General features: G+C 49.7%; 15 protein-coding genes. 3 read left to right on the forward strand and 12 right to left on the reverse strand.

Going from position 1 to position 15,634, the window contains the following annotated elements; translation table 11 throughout:
• From JMF85_RS17130 to JMF85_RS17185, 12 genes are all read right to left on the reverse strand, one after another.
• On the reverse strand, positions 1–893 hold an 893-nt coding region (locus JMF85_RS17130), incomplete at its 3' end, for an ABC transporter permease (RefSeq protein WP_201318593.1).
• Entirely contained in the window at positions 890–1,882 is a 993-nt protein-coding gene (locus JMF85_RS17135) for an ABC transporter permease (protein WP_127610760.1), read from the reverse strand. The genes JMF85_RS17135 and JMF85_RS17130, both read right to left, overlap by 4 nt.
• Complete coding sequence (locus JMF85_RS17140) at positions 1,869–3,512, reverse strand: ABC transporter substrate-binding protein (protein ID WP_201318594.1); 1,644 nt, start codon at positions 3,510–3,512, stop codon at positions 1,869–1,871. Before JMF85_RS17140 ends, JMF85_RS17135 begins: the two co-directional genes overlap by 14 nt.
• A gap of 14 nt (positions 3,513–3,526) precedes the next feature.
• A complete protein-coding gene (locus tag JMF85_RS17145) occupies positions 3,527–4,171 on the reverse strand; it encodes a hypothetical protein (RefSeq protein WP_127610758.1) in 645 nt (214 codons plus the stop codon).
• Complete coding sequence (locus JMF85_RS17150) at positions 4,168–4,827, reverse strand: phosphate starvation-inducible protein PhoH (protein WP_201318595.1); 660 nt, start codon at positions 4,825–4,827, stop codon at positions 4,168–4,170. Before JMF85_RS17150 ends, JMF85_RS17145 begins: the two co-directional genes overlap by 4 nt.
• Entirely contained in the window at positions 4,824–5,348 is a 525-nt protein-coding gene (locus JMF85_RS17155) for a hypothetical protein (RefSeq protein ID WP_127610754.1), read from the reverse strand. Before JMF85_RS17155 ends, JMF85_RS17150 begins: the two co-directional genes overlap by 4 nt.
• 347 nt (positions 5,349–5,695) lie before the next feature.
• A complete protein-coding gene (locus JMF85_RS17160) occupies positions 5,696–6,076 on the reverse strand; it encodes a phosphate-starvation-inducible protein PsiE (RefSeq protein ID WP_127610752.1) in 381 nt (126 codons plus the stop codon).
• A 16-nt stretch (positions 6,077–6,092) separates the two neighbouring features.
• Entirely contained in the window at positions 6,093–7,358 is a 1,266-nt protein-coding gene (locus JMF85_RS17165) for a molybdopterin molybdotransferase MoeA (RefSeq protein WP_201318596.1), read from the reverse strand.
• 12 nt (positions 7,359–7,370) lie between these two features.
• Positions 7,371–8,156 (reverse strand): formate channel, encoded by a 786-nt coding sequence (locus JMF85_RS17170; RefSeq protein WP_201318613.1) that lies wholly within the window; start codon positions 8,154–8,156, stop codon positions 7,371–7,373.
• A 248-nt stretch (positions 8,157–8,404) separates the two neighbouring features.
• The gene (gene moaA, locus JMF85_RS17175) at positions 8,405–9,421 is read right to left on the reverse strand and encodes a GTP 3',8-cyclase MoaA (protein WP_201318597.1); all 1,017 of its coding nucleotides are present in this window, start codon (positions 9,419–9,421) and stop codon (positions 8,405–8,407) included.
• A gap of 23 nt (positions 9,422–9,444) precedes the next feature.
• Positions 9,445–10,239, reverse strand: a complete 795-nt coding sequence (gene fdhD / locus JMF85_RS17180) for a formate dehydrogenase accessory sulfurtransferase FdhD (RefSeq protein WP_127608959.1) — start codon at positions 10,237–10,239, stop codon at positions 9,445–9,447.
• 5 nt (positions 10,240–10,244) lie between these two features.
• Positions 10,245–10,601, reverse strand: a complete 357-nt coding sequence (locus JMF85_RS17185; RefSeq protein ID WP_127608960.1) for a Na-translocating system protein MpsC family protein — start codon at positions 10,599–10,601, stop codon at positions 10,245–10,247.
• A 359-nt stretch (positions 10,602–10,960) separates the two neighbouring features.
• On the opposite strand from JMF85_RS17185, the gene fdhF reads away from it, so the two are divergent.
• The 3 genes from fdhF to JMF85_RS17200 all read left to right on the forward strand — a co-directional run bounded on the left by fdhF (position 10,961) and on the right by JMF85_RS17200 (position 15,591).
• Positions 10,961–13,900 carry a formate dehydrogenase subunit alpha gene (gene fdhF, locus JMF85_RS17190; RefSeq protein ID WP_201318598.1) on the forward strand — a complete coding sequence of 980 codons (2,940 nt, stop codon included), beginning with the start codon at positions 10,961–10,963 and terminating at the stop codon, positions 13,898–13,900.
• A 15-nt stretch (positions 13,901–13,915) separates the two neighbouring features.
• Positions 13,916–14,398, forward strand: coding sequence for a helical membrane plugin domain-containing protein (locus JMF85_RS17195; RefSeq protein WP_201318599.1), 483 nt, complete (start codon positions 13,916–13,918; stop codon positions 14,396–14,398).
• A 113-nt stretch (positions 14,399–14,511) separates the two neighbouring features.
• The gene (locus JMF85_RS17200; RefSeq protein ID WP_127608963.1) at positions 14,512–15,591 is read left to right on the forward strand and encodes a P-loop NTPase; all 1,080 of its coding nucleotides are present in this window, start codon (positions 14,512–14,514) and stop codon (positions 15,589–15,591) included.
• The last annotated feature ends 43 nt before the right edge of the window (positions 15,592–15,634 follow it).

Consider the following 15,634-nt stretch of genomic DNA (forward strand, 5'->3'; position numbering starts at 1 on the left):
GCGCCGGCATCCGCGCGCGCTCCCGGCTTCACCGCGGCGGCGGCCTTCCCGAAGGCAGCCTGCGCCGCTTTGCGTCCGCGCGGCGAACCGGCTTTCGTCAGCGCCGCCTCGGCAGATTTTTCCTCCCCGGCCAGCGCCAGCCCGACCGTGACCAGCAGCACCGCCAGCGTCGGCGGCAGCACGGTCCACTGCCAGACGTCCGATATCCACGTTTCGTTGCGGCTGAACGCCTGCTGCAGCATTTTCCCCCACGAGGGGCGGTTCGCGTCTCCAATGCCGATAAAGGCCAGACTCGCCTCAATCGTCACCGCCTGCCGAAACGACAGGATGAACTTCGTGCGCAGCAGCGGCCACAGGAACGGCAGCAGGTGATGGCGCAGCACATAGAAGGTGCCGCCGCCGAACAGCCTGGACGCCTTGACGAACTCCCGCTCCTTCAACGACAGCACCGAAGCGCGGATCAGCCTCATGAAGGACGGCCAGGTCAGCAGGCCCAGCGTCAGGATCAGCTGCCAGGTGCCGCCGCCGGTGAACGAGGCGACGATCAGAATAAGCAGCAGCGGCGGCAGCACCAGCAGCATGTTGGCCAGCGCATTCAGCACGGGATCGAGCCGCCGGGAATAGCCGGCGATCAGGCCCAGCAGGCCGCTCAGCAGCGTGCTGAGCAGCGAAATGCACAGCCCGACCAGCAGCGTCGTTCTCGCCCCGTATACAAGTCCGCTGAACACATCCTGCCCCAGGGAGTTCGTCCCCAGCCAATGCCCGGCTGACGGAGGCAGGAAGCGGTCGGCGTCGATCTCGAAGGGCGACGAGGAGACGAGCAGCGGCCCTATGAGTGCGGCGACGGCAAAGAGCAGCAGAACAGCAAATCCGATCCAGCGCGCTTTGTTCATAGACTCTCCCCCCGTCTGATGCGAATGCGCGGGTCCAGCCGCGGGTAAATGAGATCCGCGAGCAGGTTCAGAAGCAGCACAGCTACCGTAATCAGCAAAAACAGGCCGTGCAGCAGCGGGTAGTCCCGCGCCAGGATCGCTTCCTGAAGCAGCTTGCCGATCCCCGGGTACGCGAAGACCGTCTCGGCCAGCACCGAACCGGCCACCAGTCCGCCGATGCGCATCACAATGACCGTGACCAGGGGCAGCGCCGCATTGAGGGCCACATGCCGCAGCAGCAGCGCCCGTTCCCCGATGCCCTTGGCCTCGGCAAATTCCACGAAAGGCTCCCGCCGTACCCGGATTGCCTCGTTGCGCATCAGCAGATACAGCCCGGACATATTGGTCAAGGTCAGCGTCAGCGTGGGCAGTGCTGCGTGCCGTGCGATATCCACGGCATGCCCCCACCAGCCGCTTGACCGCAGGAAGGCAGTCTCCGCCCCGCCCAGCGGCATGAGGCCCCATTGGACGGAGAGGATAATGAGCAGCAGCATGCCGATAAGGAATTCCGGGATCGCGCTGAGCGTCAGCATCCCGACAAACCAGCTCCGATCGCTCCGCCCCGGATGCCACCAGGCGGACAGCAGACCGGTGGCCAGGCCGGCCGCCGTCGACAGCACCGTGGATGCGCCCACGATCAGCAGCGTCCAGGGCAGATGCTCGGCGATCACCTCGATAACCGGTTGCTTGTAGCTGATGGACAGGCCGAAGTCAAAGGTGAACAGCCCCCGGATATAGCTTGTGAACTGGGCCCACAAGGAGTCGTCCAGATGGTAATATGCCAGCATCGCCTGCTTCTGGACCTCCGTCAGGAAAATCGCGCCGTCCTCCCCGCCTCCGGTCAAAAAATCAACAGGGCCCCCCGGCATAAGCCGAGGGAGCCAGAAGTTCAGCAGCAGCACGAAGATCAAGACGCCTGCATAGGTTAGAGCCTGTTTATTTGCCGCCATCGATGAACGCGACCTTGTTATCCCAAAGTGGAATGCCGTCCGCTATGCCGTCGTACGTGTTGAACCAGCCGTCGAACACATTTTTCTTATACATAAAGTAGAACGGGCGGTGGTACAGCACCAGCGTCGGCAGCTCCTCGGCCAGCACGTTCTGCAGCTCGTCCACGATCGCCTTGCGCTTCGTCGGGTCCAGCTCGGCCTTCTGGCTTTCGGCGAGCTTCTGGAATTCCGCATTGTCGAACGTCTTGCCCCGGGCGGCCAGCGTGTTGTTCGCCTTGCCCAAAAACCACAGCCGCAGGAAGTCCGGGTCTCCGCTCAGACCGATATGGCCCGTAATCGCCATGTCGTACTTGTTCTCTCCCATCGCCGTCGAGAACGTCGCCGCATCGACCTGCTGCAGGTTGAGCGCAACGCCGACCTTCTTCAGCATTTCCTGCATCACCTGAGCCTCGGGAGAAGTCGAGGAGACCATGACGTTCAGCTTCAGATCGGCCCGCACGCCTTCCGCGTTTTTCTTGTAGCCCAGCTCGTCCAGCAGCTGCTCCGCCTTCGCCGTATCATAGGCGTAGTTCTTCACCTTGGGGTTGTACCACGGCGAATCCGGAGGAATGATCCCGGCGTTGCCGACGATCGGCTCCCCGCCCGTCAGCTTGCGCGCCATCTCCGAGCGGTCGAGCGCATAAGCGATTGCCTGGCGGAGCTTCTTGTCCTTGAGCTGCGGATGCTCCAGATTGAAGGTGACGCGCAGAGCGCTTCCGGTAGGCGCGCTTTTGATTACGTCCAGCCCTTCCTTGGTCATCTTCTCCACATCGGCGTAGCTGAGGGAATAGCTGGCGTCGATTTCATCCTTCTGCAGCGCGAGCAGCTTGTTGGCCGGATTCAGGTAGGCGACCTCCTTCACCTTGACCTTGCCTTTAAAATAGCTGTCGTTGGCCTGGTACAAATATTGGCCCGACTTGGAGTCATACTCCTTCAGCGTGTAGGGGCCCGTGCCGACCAGCGCGGACGCGTCGCGGAATTCGACCGGCTTGTCCACCTTCTCCCAGACATGCTTCGGAATGATCGGCACGATGCCGACCAGATCGCTCAGGAAGGGCGCGTACTTCGAGTTAAGCTTGAACGCTACCGTGCTATCGCCGGTTTTGCTGACGGATGCGATCTGGCTGATGTCCCCGGTCCACATGAACGGGAATTTCTTGTAGTAGTCGAAGCTGAAGACCACATCGTCCGCGGTGAACGGCTGGCCGTCATGCCATTTGACCCCCTGCTCCAGCTCGAACGTATACGTCAGCCCGTCGTCCGACACCTTCCACGATTTGGCCAGCCACGGGATCACGCCCTTCTCGTCCTTCCATGTCAGCGTATCGAACAGGAACGAGTTGCGCAGGAACCCGGCCGGACCGGAGGCGCTGAACGCAAACGGGGACGGATAGCCGCTATTGCCCCATGCGAGGCGAAGCGAAGGAATTTGGACCGAAGCCGCGGCGTTCACGCTCTTAGCGGCATCGGCCGGCGATTTCGAAGCGTCGCCTGCGGAAGACGCCGGGGGCTGGCTGCCGGAGCAGCCTGCGACAACCGCCGCCAGGCAGATGAGCGAAGCGAAGGTACTGATTTTGGTGTGGAACAGCATGTCATACACTCCTCTTATTGGCTTTTATCGTAATCGTGTTGAGACGGCGCGTAGCCGTGGTCGCCTTCTGCCAGCCAGGGGAAAAATCCGTCCAGAAACCGCTCGGTGGCGGGCATGAAGTACGAGCCGTAATGAAACTCGGGGTCCAACGTTGTCATAATGAGCGTGCCCGGCGTCGTCACCTTGTCGATATACAGAATGGCTCCGTCGTTCCGGACGCTGATCAGCGTCTGCGCCCCCGCCGGCGGCCTGAAAATACCGTGATAGTGCCAGGTCGCATCCTGCAGCGTCAAATAGCGGAACAAATCATGCCCCGGCTCGTTCAGAACGAGTCCGCTGTCGGCCTTCGGATCGAGCCACCACCAGAAGTTGGTCGGCCTGAATTCCCAGCCGTGGCCGGGCAGCCAATCGAGCGGCTGCGCGCCGAACGCCGCTATCGTGCCTCCGCAATCGGCGAAGGCGCGCAGCTTGCCGGACGAGGCCGATACCATCCGCTGATGCAGCTGGGAAGGAATAAGCAGCACGTCAAGATCGTCCAACGACGCGCGGTGCAGCTCCGGCAAATAAATCAGCCGGTGCACATAAGTCTTGTACTTGGACTCCCGAAAGGTCCGGTGCTGATGCGCATTGCCTCCATAGAGCACCCCGATCCTTCTCATCCGTGTCCCTCCTTCCGGCCGATCCGGCCGATCTCCGCGCGCGCCCACGCTCTGAGCTGGCTTCCGATGCGCTCCGGCTTGCTCTCCGGGGGACCGTAGGTGAACAGGCTGTTCCCGGCATGGGCCAGTATCGTTCCGCCCGTGCTCATCCGGTCGATATAGGTGATTCCTTCCCCGCCGGGCAACGTCAACAGCACCTCCGCCCCGGGCGGAGGCGGGTTGTGCCCCCGGGCGAAGAACCCGGCCACTCCCTTGTTATACGTCAGCTCCTCGGACGTCAGCCCGGTAAAAATCGGGTGTGGCTTGTGGAACAATACCGTATAATCGAGGTGACTGCGAATGGTGCGCGGCACAAATAGAGAGCCGCCCGGCAGCCAATCGCGGAACAGATGGCCGCAGAAGATCAACAGCTTGCCCTGATCGAGAAAACGGCGGATCAGATCCCGCTGCCGGTACAGCCATTCCTGATCGGCGAAGGCATCGATAACCAGGCACGGATAAGGCGCAAGGTCCGTCTCGGCCAGCTTGTACTGGTCCAGTACGAAGCATTCCGGCCGGACCTGCAGCGCTTCCGCGCTTTCCATGCCGAAGAAGCAGCCGGAATCGAGAACGACAAATTCCGCGGCGCCCCCCTTAAATCCGTCCGCCCCGCTCATCCGATTTTCCGCACGTCCAGCAGCTCCTGCTCAGGCAAAGCCAGCGCCCGTTCGGCCAGTTCCAGCTTGAGCCTGCCGAATACCTCAGCATCCTGCTCCGTTGTCGTCCCTTCACGGCCCTTCTTTAGAAAATCATAAAATTCCCGCGGCAAAAAATGCTCCTTCAGCACAACCTCGACAGCTCCGGCACCCTCACCCTTGATCACGAAGGCGTAGCTCTGCGGACGGTAAGGATCGTATTGGCCGCGCGGATAGTCCGTATCCACCTGATAAGCCCCACGACTCACCGCCCGCGTGACATATTCGAACGCATCCCGAAAGCCCGGACCGGCATGCCCTGACACGACGGAGATCGCCTTGCGCTCGACCGCGCTGTCTCCATATAGCACGCGAAAGGCCGCCTGCTGGCTGCGAAAGCCGACCGCAACAGCCATCAGTGCCAGCTCGCCGTGATATTTGCGAATATCCTCAAACCTCACTTCCCATACATCCTTGCCATCCCGAACCTGTATTGCTGACATCTCATACACCCCTGTAGTCCCTTAATTTTTTGTACATGTGTATGGTAATACAAATGATAATGATTATCAATATCGACAAAATTCGTACCCGGCCATATCCCCTTGTCCCGGGCGGCTTGGCACGCTATTATAAAATTATTGAATGGATACGTAAGAAAACTGAATAGTGATCTTCTTCAAATTGCCGCCGGAGATGCGCGAGCTGATCTGTAGCGCGAATGTGATCAACAGCTGCCACCGGCAACTCTGCAAGGTTACGAAGGGCAAGATCAACTCAATTCGACATATACGTAAAGCGCCTCCTGCCATCTTTCGGCTTGAGGCGCTTTATGTTATTTATCCTTGGACTAGTGCTGTGACGATGTTATTTTTAAAGAATAGGCAATCATGAGAACCAGAATGACGAAGGATAATATCAAATTTTCCATGGGATGATCACGGTTAACAATAATAAAACGCAGGGTACCTGTTATACCAATGTATAAAAGATAACGTATAGGAAAATGGTAATTCTCTCTAAAATATTTGACGATCATAGACACAAAAGCAAAATAAAGGAAGAAAGCGAGTATCTCCTGTAAAATAATATGAATGTCCAGAGTGGTCTGGATCGTAGATAACAGAATAATCCATAGTTCACGGATCATTAAAAACGTTAAAATGATACCTAGAAGAATTAAGGAACCGTTAAGTATAAATTGGAACGTATTCAAAATCCGGTTGTTCATGTAACCCTCCACGTGTTTACCAAGGCCATTCGCTACCTTGATGATCTTCTAATAGGAGAACATCCACGTACGTCCCTTTTTCATATCCTCTTGTACCCCCCTGAAGAACAATCAGCGCATTGGCTTCTGCTAATGAAGAAACAGCACTGGACTTGTCAAAACCGGATGGGGAAACAATCAGTGATCCTTCATCATACGTGAGTTTTGCTCGTACGAACCTCATAAATGGATTAGGTTTTGGAAAACTTTCTCCTAGAATTGCTTTTACTTTTTTCAAATGCGGTTTTCCATGAAATAAATAAGTGCGAACGATCGGACGTACAAATAACTCAAAGCCAACGTAACAAGCTGAAGGATTGCCTGACAACCCGAATAATAATTTGTTATCTAAATGCGCTACGGTCGTCACGCTTCCTGGACGCATGGCTACTTTGTTAAAAAGAACGGCTGCCCCTAATTTTTCATAGACAGCCGGCAAATAGTCATAATCGCCTACCGAGACGCCCCCGGTTGTAATTAACATGTCTACCTGACTTAATGATTCTTTCACTGCGGAGCAACACATATCCAAATCGTCATTAAGTTTTCCGAAGTATTTGGCTTCTCCCCCAGCTCTTTGGATTTGAGAAAGAATCATATACGTATTGCTATTTCGAATTTTCCCCGGCTTAAGCGGCTCATTTACATCAAGAAGCTCACTTCCAGTCGCAATGATTCCGATGACTGGTTTTCTGGCAACAGGTACTTGACTATAGCCAAATGTAGCAAGAAGGGCCATGATACCCGGATTTATGTAAGTACCTCTCTTCGCTAGAATCATCCCTTTTCGTGCCTCTTCACCTTGAAATGAAATGTTGTCTCCATGTTTAAACGACCTTTTAATCTCTATACAGGCTTGACCGTCCTCTTCAAACGGGCGTGTTAATTCAAGCATGACAACGGCGTCGCAGCTTTTCGGAATTTCCGCACCTGTCATAATGCGGACCGCTTGAAAGGGTCCAACCTTATCACGGTATACCGAGCCAGCCCCGATTGTACCCGTGACTTCGAAGGTAATTGGATGGTCCTTGCTTGCCCGAACCGTATCCTCGGATCTAATCGCAAAACCATCATAAGGAGAACGGTCAAAGGACGGAATATCATGATCCGCCGCCAAATCTTCAGCTAAATAACGCCCGTCTGCCAATTCAAGGGCAACCATTTCTTTTAAACCAAAACTGGCATATGCCATCAGATTACGAACGGCTTCTCCTACTGGAATGGGTGTCCTTCTCTCTACCATTTCTCTCACTCCTTATATCCCTTTTTCCTTTAAACTTTTTTGGAAAGAAAAGAAATAAGCAAACCCGACAAATACAGCACCGCCAATTGCATTTCCTATAAAAGCAGGAACAATATTCCCTGCAAAATCTGCCCATGAAAAATGCCCCGCAAAAATCGCTGCCGGAATCACAAACATATTTGCGACAACGTGCTGAAAGCCAATGGCGACAAAGGCCATGATCGGAAACCACATCCCGACAATTTTCCCAATGATATCGTCCGCCCCATAAGCGATCCAAATCGCAAGGCAAACAAGCCAGTTGCAACCAATTGCAGAAATAATGGTTTGTCCAAAAGAGTCCTGTAATTTCGCCTGGGCTATGGCCACGGTTTTACCCAAATAGGGCCCGGTCTCGGTCAATCCGACCACGTGTCCGAAAAAATAAGCAACAAAAAGAGCACCGGCAAAGTTAGCCAATGTTACCCAAAACCAATTATTCAGTAACTGTTTCAAAGAAATTTTCCGCGCGTAAAGTGCAATTGACACGGATAACATATTTCCTGTAATGAGTTCTCCGCCTGCCAGAATAACTAATATGAGTCCCAAAGGAAAAACGATGCCTCCCAGCAAATTGGACAGGCTCCCCCAATGTTGCGGCAAATTGCCGATTACCCGAATATCAAGCAAAAAACCTAATGAAATGAATGCTCCTCCCAAAAAACCAAGCATAAGCATCGTAGGCAGAGACAGCCTCGTCTTTTGGACTCCTGCCTCAATCGCCATGCCGGCGATTTTTCCGGGTACATGAAATGACATAGCCAAACCAATCCTCCATTTTTAAATAAAAAAGCAGCACCAAGAATCCCTACACAAGGTACGGGTTCTCGAATGCTGCTTAATTTCCTTGCACACGTTCTCCTACAAGGCTATCAATCATCACTGTCGTTAGAATAGAAAATATACAGAACTTGCATACCTTCCATTCCTCATATACAAACGTATATGCAGGCGTTGTTCATCATAACAAAAAATGAAGATAACGGCAATCCTCTTTGGACATTTTCCTATCCCCCGATATGCGACATTTCCACTTTAGGAGATACCTTAGGATGGGTATGACTTAATCGTTCGTCTGAGTAGCGATCGGAACGATGATTCCAAACTGCCGAGATGGCGGCGGCAATCGTTTGATCATTTTGCCCGGAATGGAGCAGTTCTCTGAGATCATAGCCTTTGGAAGCAAATAAGCAAGTATAGAGTTTTCCTTCTGCCGAAAGGCGGGCCCTTGTGCAGGATGAACAAAAGGAATCTGTCACGGACGAAATAATTCCCATTTCCTGATCACGATCTGTATAACGATACCGGGCCGCCACTTCTCCGTTATAATTAGCAGGAATTCGTTCAATGGGCATCCGCTCGTTAATCGACTCGATAATCTCTTGTTTGGACACCACTTCATCTAATTTCCAATCATTGGAATTCCCGACATCCATGTATTCAATGAAGCGCAGGGTATATCTCTTCTCTTTGAAGTATTGTGCCATCGGGATGATGTCCTGGTCATTTTTTCCTTTTTGGACCACCATGTTTACTTTAACTTTCATTCCCGCTTCTGACGCGGCCTGCATGCCTTCAAGAACCGTTTTCACCCTGCTTCGATTTCCGTTCATATAAGCAAAACGCTCTTCATCCAGCGAATCCAGACTTACTGTCACACGGGATAAGCCGGAATTGTATAGATCACCTGCAAATTTCTTAAGTAATGAACCGTTAGTGGTTAAGGCAATGTCCTCTACCCCATCGATTAGCTTCAGTCGCTTGATAAGTGCGGGGAGATCTTTGCGCAGCAAAGGCTCTCCTCCGGTAATACGCAATTTTTTTACGCCTAAAGAGACGAAAATCCGTGATAATCTTTCAATTTCATCAAACGTTAAAATGTTATCATCAGACAAAAAAGCATAGTCCGGACCGAATATTTCCTCCGGCATGCAATACCGGCAGCGAAAATTGCAGCGATCGGTAACCGATATCCGCAAATCCCTTAAGGGGCGCTGCAGTTTATCCAACACAACATCTTCCATGTGGATGGCCTCACTTCTGTATATCAAATAGTTAGAATCCGATTCGGACACGTATACACATTTAGCGAATGATTACGGATAAAGCCTATTGTGGTAATTCCCAACTGTTCAGCCAGCTGTAATGCCAATTCTGTCGGAGCTGACTTTGACAATATCACTTCGCAGCCTATTTTTGCAACTTTCAATAAAATTTCGGAGGAGATACGACCGCTAAAAACGATGATTTTGTCACCGATGGAAATGTCATTCTTCAAACAATAACCATAAATTTTGTCCAAAGCATTATGTCTTCCTATGTCCATCCGGCTTAAAACAATTCCGTTCGCATCACATAAAGCCGCATTGTGGACCCCGCCAGTATGATGAAAAGTATCCGCAGATTGCTGCAGATCATTCATTAACCGAAAACAATCGTCGATGGAAATTTTTACACGAATATCCTCCATCTTCTTGGCGGTCAAAGCATCGTTTACAAAAACAAATCCTTGTCTGCTCATCCCGCAGCAGGAGGTAATATATCGTTTGCTTTGAAAATCACGGTAATACGAATTGACTTTGGTTGTTGTCACGTGGACAAAGCCTTCTCTTTCCTGTATCCATATTTTGTCAATATCCTCGTATTTCCTGATAATCCCTTCAGACGCCAAAAAACCGATGACCATATCTTCTATAAATTCTGGCGTACAAACCATCGTAACAAATTCCTGTCCGTTAATTTTCACCGTAACCGGATATTCCGTTACAATGCTGTCCTCAACTTTCTCGGCATGACCATTAACAAAACGAAGGACTTCCCTTTTCACCTCGATGGGTTTCATGCTCTTTACCCCCTCTCCACTTCGATGTTTTTATCAAAGACAAAAACGGAAACGGCAATATCTTCTTCTACCTTCATATCCGAAAACAGGTGAACCAATTTGGCGCCCACGATATCCTCCAAGCCTTGTGGAAGATTATTCGAATACACTTGTTGAATCATTTTAGTTCTGGCGATATGGACCATATCCGTACCGTCCGGTGTTCCTGCAATAAACTTCTCTGTAGGCGTCAAATTTCCGTACAGCGTGGAAACGGCCATGTTCTCGACAAATACGGTATGAATACGCTCCGGCCCCTTGCCAAACAAATCTTTGCGAAGCTTTCGGATAATATCATTAAATTCATGAACCATTTTTGACATGACACCATTCTCCTTGTTCAACGATTGATATAAAATTTTACTGTTGGCTTTTTATTAATTTTCTTATCATAAATCAACACTTGAGAAAAAAAAAGAGCGGCGTCCGAAACTGCGTATTCCAAAAAATAGTTTTTTGTATTGTTAATACGCTAACTAAGCGCTATAATAGTAACCGATAAAGATGGAGTCATGATATTTACCCTGTTATGATTCTATTATTTCATTCGCTTGTAATGGATTGGTGTGTTAGCAAGATCTGCTAATGAACTATTCCACCATGATCGTACACGGCCTCCTGTTACCTCAGGCGTGTTTGATCATGGTGGTTTTTTATTTGTCTAAAAGGAGGAAGTAGAACCATGAACGATAACATGGTTAGAATTACAATTGACGGCAAAGGGTATCAAGCCGCTCCCGGTTCAACCATTCTGGAAATCATTAATCAAAATGGGATCGAGCATCCGCAAATCTGTTATGTTCCAGAGGTAGATCCCATTCAAACTTGCGATACCTGTATCGTAGAAGTCGACGGAAAGCTTGTACGTTCTTGCTCCATGGTTGCTATGAACGGTATGAACATTGAATTGTCATCGAAAGGTGCCAAAGAGGCTCAAACTGAAGCGATGGATCGCTTATTAGAAAATCATCTGCTCTACTGTACGGTATGTGACAATAACAACGGAAACTGTAAGTTACATAATACCGCTGAGCTGATGGAGATTGAACACCAAAAATACCCCTATACCCCAAAAGCAGACGTATCTGAAGTCGATATGTCCCACCCTTTCTACCGTTATGACCCTAACCAGTGTATCGCCTGCGGTCAATGCGTTGAGGTTTGTCAGAACCTTCAAGTCAATGAAACTTTGTCCATAGACTGGGAAGCGGATCGTCCCCGCGTGATATGGGATGATGGAGCGGCAATTAACGATTCTTCCTGCGTTAGCTGCGGGCAATGTGTCACTATTTGTCCATGTAACGCGTTGATGGAGAAATCGATGCTGGGCGAGGCCGGATTTATGACTGGATTGAAAGAGGACGTTCTCGAACCGATGATCGATCTGGTCAAAGAAGTTGAGCCGGGCTATAGTGGTATTTTTGCCATTTCGGAAGTAGAAGCGGCGATGCGCGATACGCGTACGAGAAAAACCAAAACCGTATGTACCTTCTGCGGCGTAGGCTGTTCATTCGAAGTTTGGACGAAGGGTCGCAAGATTCTTAAAGTTCAACCTACTTCCGATGCACCGGTCAACGCCATTTCAACTTGCGTAAAAGGGAAGTTCGGCTGGGACTTCGTTAACGCTGAAGAACGTCTCACTAAGCCGTTAATTCGTAAAAACGGCGCATTCGTTGAATCCACCTGGGAAGAAGCGCTCGATTTAGTCGCAAGCAAATTAGGTGCGATTAAACAACAATACGGAAATCGTTCCATTGGCTTTATCTCTTCTTCCAAGATTACAAATGAAGAAAATTATGTGATTCAAAAGTTAGCACGTCAAGTTTTCGAAACGAACGACGTCGATAACTGCTCACGTTATTGCCAATCTCCTGCAACAGACGGTTTATTCCGCACGGTAGGTATGGGCGGCGATGCAGGTACGATTAAAGATATTGCGCAAGCAGGTCTGGTTATCATCGTTGGCGCAAATCCGGCAGAAGGTCACCCGGTATTAGCCACTCGTGTCAAGCGTGCACACAAGCTTCATGGGCAAAAACTAATTGTTGCGGATCTTCGCAAAAATGAAATGGCTGAGCGGTCTGATATCTTTATCAGTCCTAAGCAAGGTACAGACCAAGTATGGCTTATGGCGGTTACCAAATATATCATCGATCAAGGCTGGCACGATCAAACCTTTATTGATGAGAATGTTAACTTTTTCGATGATTTCAAGGCTGTGCTTGAGAAATATACGCTCGAATACGCAGAAGAAATTACGGGAATTTCAAAAGAAACGCTTATTCAAGTAGCTGAAATGATTCGCGATGCAGACGGTACTTGCATTCTTTGGGGTATGGGCGTCACCCAAAACACGGGCGGATCCGATACTTCCGCCGCGATTTCGAACTTGCTGCTTGCGACAGGAAACTACCGTCGTCCAGGCGCCGGCGCCTACCCGCTTCGGGGCCATAACAATGTACAAGGCGCTTGTGATATGGGGACTCTTCCAGGCTGGCTCCCAGGATATCAGCACATCACCGATGATGCAGCCCGTGCCAAATTTGAACAAGCATATGGCGTGAAAATCGATGGCAAACCAGGTCTCGATAACATTCAAATGCTTCATGCGATTGAAGAAGGCAAGATGAGAGCCATGTATCTTGTTGGCGAAGATATGGCGCTTGTCGACTCCAATTCCAATCATGTGCATGATATTTTATCCAGTCTTGATTTCTTTGTCGTTCAGGATATTTTTCTTTCCAAAACAGCACAGTACGCAGACGTTGTACTGCCTGCAACTCCATCTCTTGAGAAAGATGGGACATTTACAAACACCGAACGTCGTGTACAAAGGTTGTATCAAGCCCTTCCTCCGCTGGGAGATTCCAAGCCCGACTGGTGGATTGTGCAAGAGGTCGCAAACCGTCTGGGCCAAAACTGGAACTACAGCCACCCAAGCGAAATATTTGCAGAAATGGCAAGCTTATCTCCAATTTTCGGAGAAGCCAATTACGAAGTGCTTGAAGGCTGGAATAGTTTCTTATGGGGAAGCCTTGATGGTGTCAGCACGCCGCTTCTTTATGTCGATGGATTTAACTTTCCGGATAAGAAAGCTCGCTTTGCCCTATCTGATTGGGTGCTCCCGGCCGAATTCCCGGAAGAGTACGACCTTCACATCAATAATGGCCGTATGCTCGAGCATTTCCACGAAGGTAATATGACGAACAAATCAAAAGGCATTCAATCCAAAGTGCCTGAGATTTTCGTTGAGGTTTCTCCGGAGCTTGCGGAAGAACGCGGAATTAAAGACGGTTCGCTCGTTCGTTTGGTATCCCCATTCGGAGCGCTTAAATTACATGCTCTTGTAACGGATCGCGTAAAAACAAATGAAATCTTCCTGCCGATGAACTCGGTAGATAAGGAATCAGCGATTAATTTCTTAACCGGGCCTGCGGTCGACCAACGCACCAATACACCTGCATATAAACAAACCAAGGTTCGTCTGGAAGTGCTGCGTGTAGACGGAGAAAACCCTCTGCCGCGCACGAACCCGCGCAACAAAAAACGTCATCCCCAAAATGGCGTCGAGGTTCAGCGCAAGTGGGATCGCCCGGGGTATGTCCACTTAACCAATAACTAGACAGGAGGAACGTATATGGCAGCACCAATTACAGCCATTCAAAAGCAAGAATGGACCGATGAAGAGCGGCGGCAGCAAAGGCTGGAAGATTTAAAAACACTGCTTGCCGATAACGAACAAGCCATAAACAAAATATTGGATATCGTTGGTGAACTGAACGACATCGGCGTATTTGAAGCTGCAAACGCTATGCTTCAGGCCAAAGAAAAAATCGCAAAAATTGCCCTGGGACAAATAGCCCGTGAACCCGTAACGAATATGATCAATAATCTTATGGGTGCGGCAGGCGCATTAACCAGCCTTGATCCGGAACTAACAAAAAAACTGGCAGGCAGTTTGTCATCAGGCTTGGATGAAGGCAGCAAGCACTTGCAAAGCAATAAAAAAATAGGCATGCTTGACCTTGTAAAAGTATTAAATGATCCGGATATTAACCGTGCAATCGGATTCGGTATTCATTTCATGAAAGGTTTAGGCAAAGGATTAAAAGAAGAATAAATTAAAAAATAATTGTTAAATCCTGCTTGAAAGGAACCTTTTCGTCTTATTTAGACAAAAGGTTTCTTTCATAAATTGGATTTGACCCCTTCTATTAGAAAAGGAATGATAGTATGCTGACAAACGAAAATGTTTTAGAAGCCCTCAGGCATGTAGAAGATCCTGAGCTTCATAAAAGCATTGTTGATTTAAATATGATAAGAAATATCAAAATCGATGGTGTCCGAATTGGACTGGAAGTTGTATTAACCATTCAGGGCTGCCCTTTGAAAGCTAAAATTGGGCAAGATATCGAAGAATCTCTCAGACGCATCGGCGCTGCAGACATTTCCTTATCATTCAGTTCTATGACGAATGAAGAGCGCGCTGCCTTAACCCAGTCGTTAAAAAAAGAATCTACATCTGAAGGAGGAATGCCCACAATGTTACGTCCGGATTCCGGTGTAACGTTTATCGCTGTAACTAGCGGAAAAGGCGGTGTAGGAAAATCAACGGTAACGATTAACCTCGCAGCCGCATTGGCGCGATTAGGCAAAAGAGTAGGCATATTAGATGCAGATATATACGGTTTTAGTATCCCGGCCATGATGCAAATCAGCCAGAAGCCAACCATGATTGACCAGACGGCTATCCCTCCCGTTAGTCACGGTATTAAAGTCATGTCAATGGGATTTTTCGCACCGGATAACAATGTAGTGATGTGGCGCGGGCCTATGCTCAACAAATGGATCCGGAATTTTCTTGGGAATACCCACTGGGGAGAATTAGATTACCTGCTTCTTGATTTACCTCCCGGTACGGGTGATGTCGCGATTGATGTAGCTGCCATGATTCCTCAAGCCAAAGAAATCATTGTGACCACTCCACATAATGTAGCTTCTTTTGTCGCTTCAAGAGCAGGTGCCATGGCGAAGTATACCAAACATGAAATTTTAGGCATCGTGGAAAATATGTCTTATTATGAAGACAAAGCTGGAACGAAGAATTACCTTTTTGGAAGAGGTGGCGGTGAAACACTTGCGTCGGAGCTGCAAACCGAGGTAATCGCCAAAATTCCTTTTGCACAGCCAGAGGAAAATACCGGTTCATCTGTTTATGATGAAGATTCTCTCATTGGGGAGGTCTTCTCACATTTAGCTGAAGAGCTTGTCAACAAAGATAATAGGCCAAAACTTGTTCGAGGGCGGTCGTAGACGTCTCTAGCAAGATAGGATAAAAAAAGAAGCGATCCTCACC

This window comes from Paenibacillus sp. EPM92, assembly GCF_016586185.1.
Taxonomy (GTDB): Bacteria; Bacillota; Bacilli; order Paenibacillales; family NBRC-103111; genus Paenibacillus_G; species Paenibacillus_G validus.

Bases quoted from the DNA above. Each gene is read 5' to 3' on its own strand.
- JMF85_RS17145 (WP_127610758.1), bottom strand. From the start codon at position 4,171: ATGAGAAGGATCGGGGTGCTCTATGGAGGCAATGCGCATCAGCACCGG.
- JMF85_RS17140 (WP_201318594.1), bottom strand. From the start codon at position 3,512: ATGCTGTTCCACACCAAAATCAGTACCTTCGCTTCGCTCATCTGCCTG.
- fdhD (WP_127608959.1), bottom strand. From the start codon at position 10,239: ATGAAACCCATCGAGGTGAAAAGGGAAGTCCTTCGTTTTGTTAATGGT.
- JMF85_RS17135 (WP_127610760.1), bottom strand. From the start codon at position 1,882: ATGGCGGCAAATAAACAGGCTCTAACCTATGCAGGCGTCTTGATCTTC.
- JMF85_RS17160 (WP_127610752.1), bottom strand. From the start codon at position 6,076: ATGAACAACCGGATTTTGAATACGTTCCAATTTATACTTAACGGTTCC.
- fdhF (WP_201318598.1), top strand. From the start codon at position 10,961: ATGAACGATAACATGGTTAGAATTACAATTGACGGCAAAGGGTATCAA.
- JMF85_RS17170 (WP_201318613.1), bottom strand. From the start codon at position 8,156: ATGTCATTTCATGTACCCGGAAAAATCGCCGGCATGGCGATTGAGGCA.
- JMF85_RS17195 (WP_201318599.1), top strand. From the start codon at position 13,916: ATGGCAGCACCAATTACAGCCATTCAAAAGCAAGAATGGACCGATGAA.
- JMF85_RS17200 (WP_127608963.1), top strand. From the start codon at position 14,512: ATGCTGACAAACGAAAATGTTTTAGAAGCCCTCAGGCATGTAGAAGAT.
- moaA (WP_201318597.1), bottom strand. From the start codon at position 9,421: ATGGAAGATGTTGTGTTGGATAAACTGCAGCGCCCCTTAAGGGATTTG.
- JMF85_RS17165 (WP_201318596.1), bottom strand. From the start codon at position 7,358: ATGGTAGAGAGAAGGACACCCATTCCAGTAGGAGAAGCCGTTCGTAAT.
- JMF85_RS17150 (WP_201318595.1), bottom strand. From the start codon at position 4,827: ATGAGCGGGGCGGACGGATTTAAGGGGGGCGCCGCGGAATTTGTCGTT.
- JMF85_RS17185 (WP_127608960.1), bottom strand. From the start codon at position 10,601: ATGTCAAAAATGGTTCATGAATTTAATGATATTATCCGAAAGCTTCGC.
- JMF85_RS17155 (WP_127610754.1), bottom strand. From the start codon at position 5,348: ATGTCAGCAATACAGGTTCGGGATGGCAAGGATGTATGGGAAGTGAGG.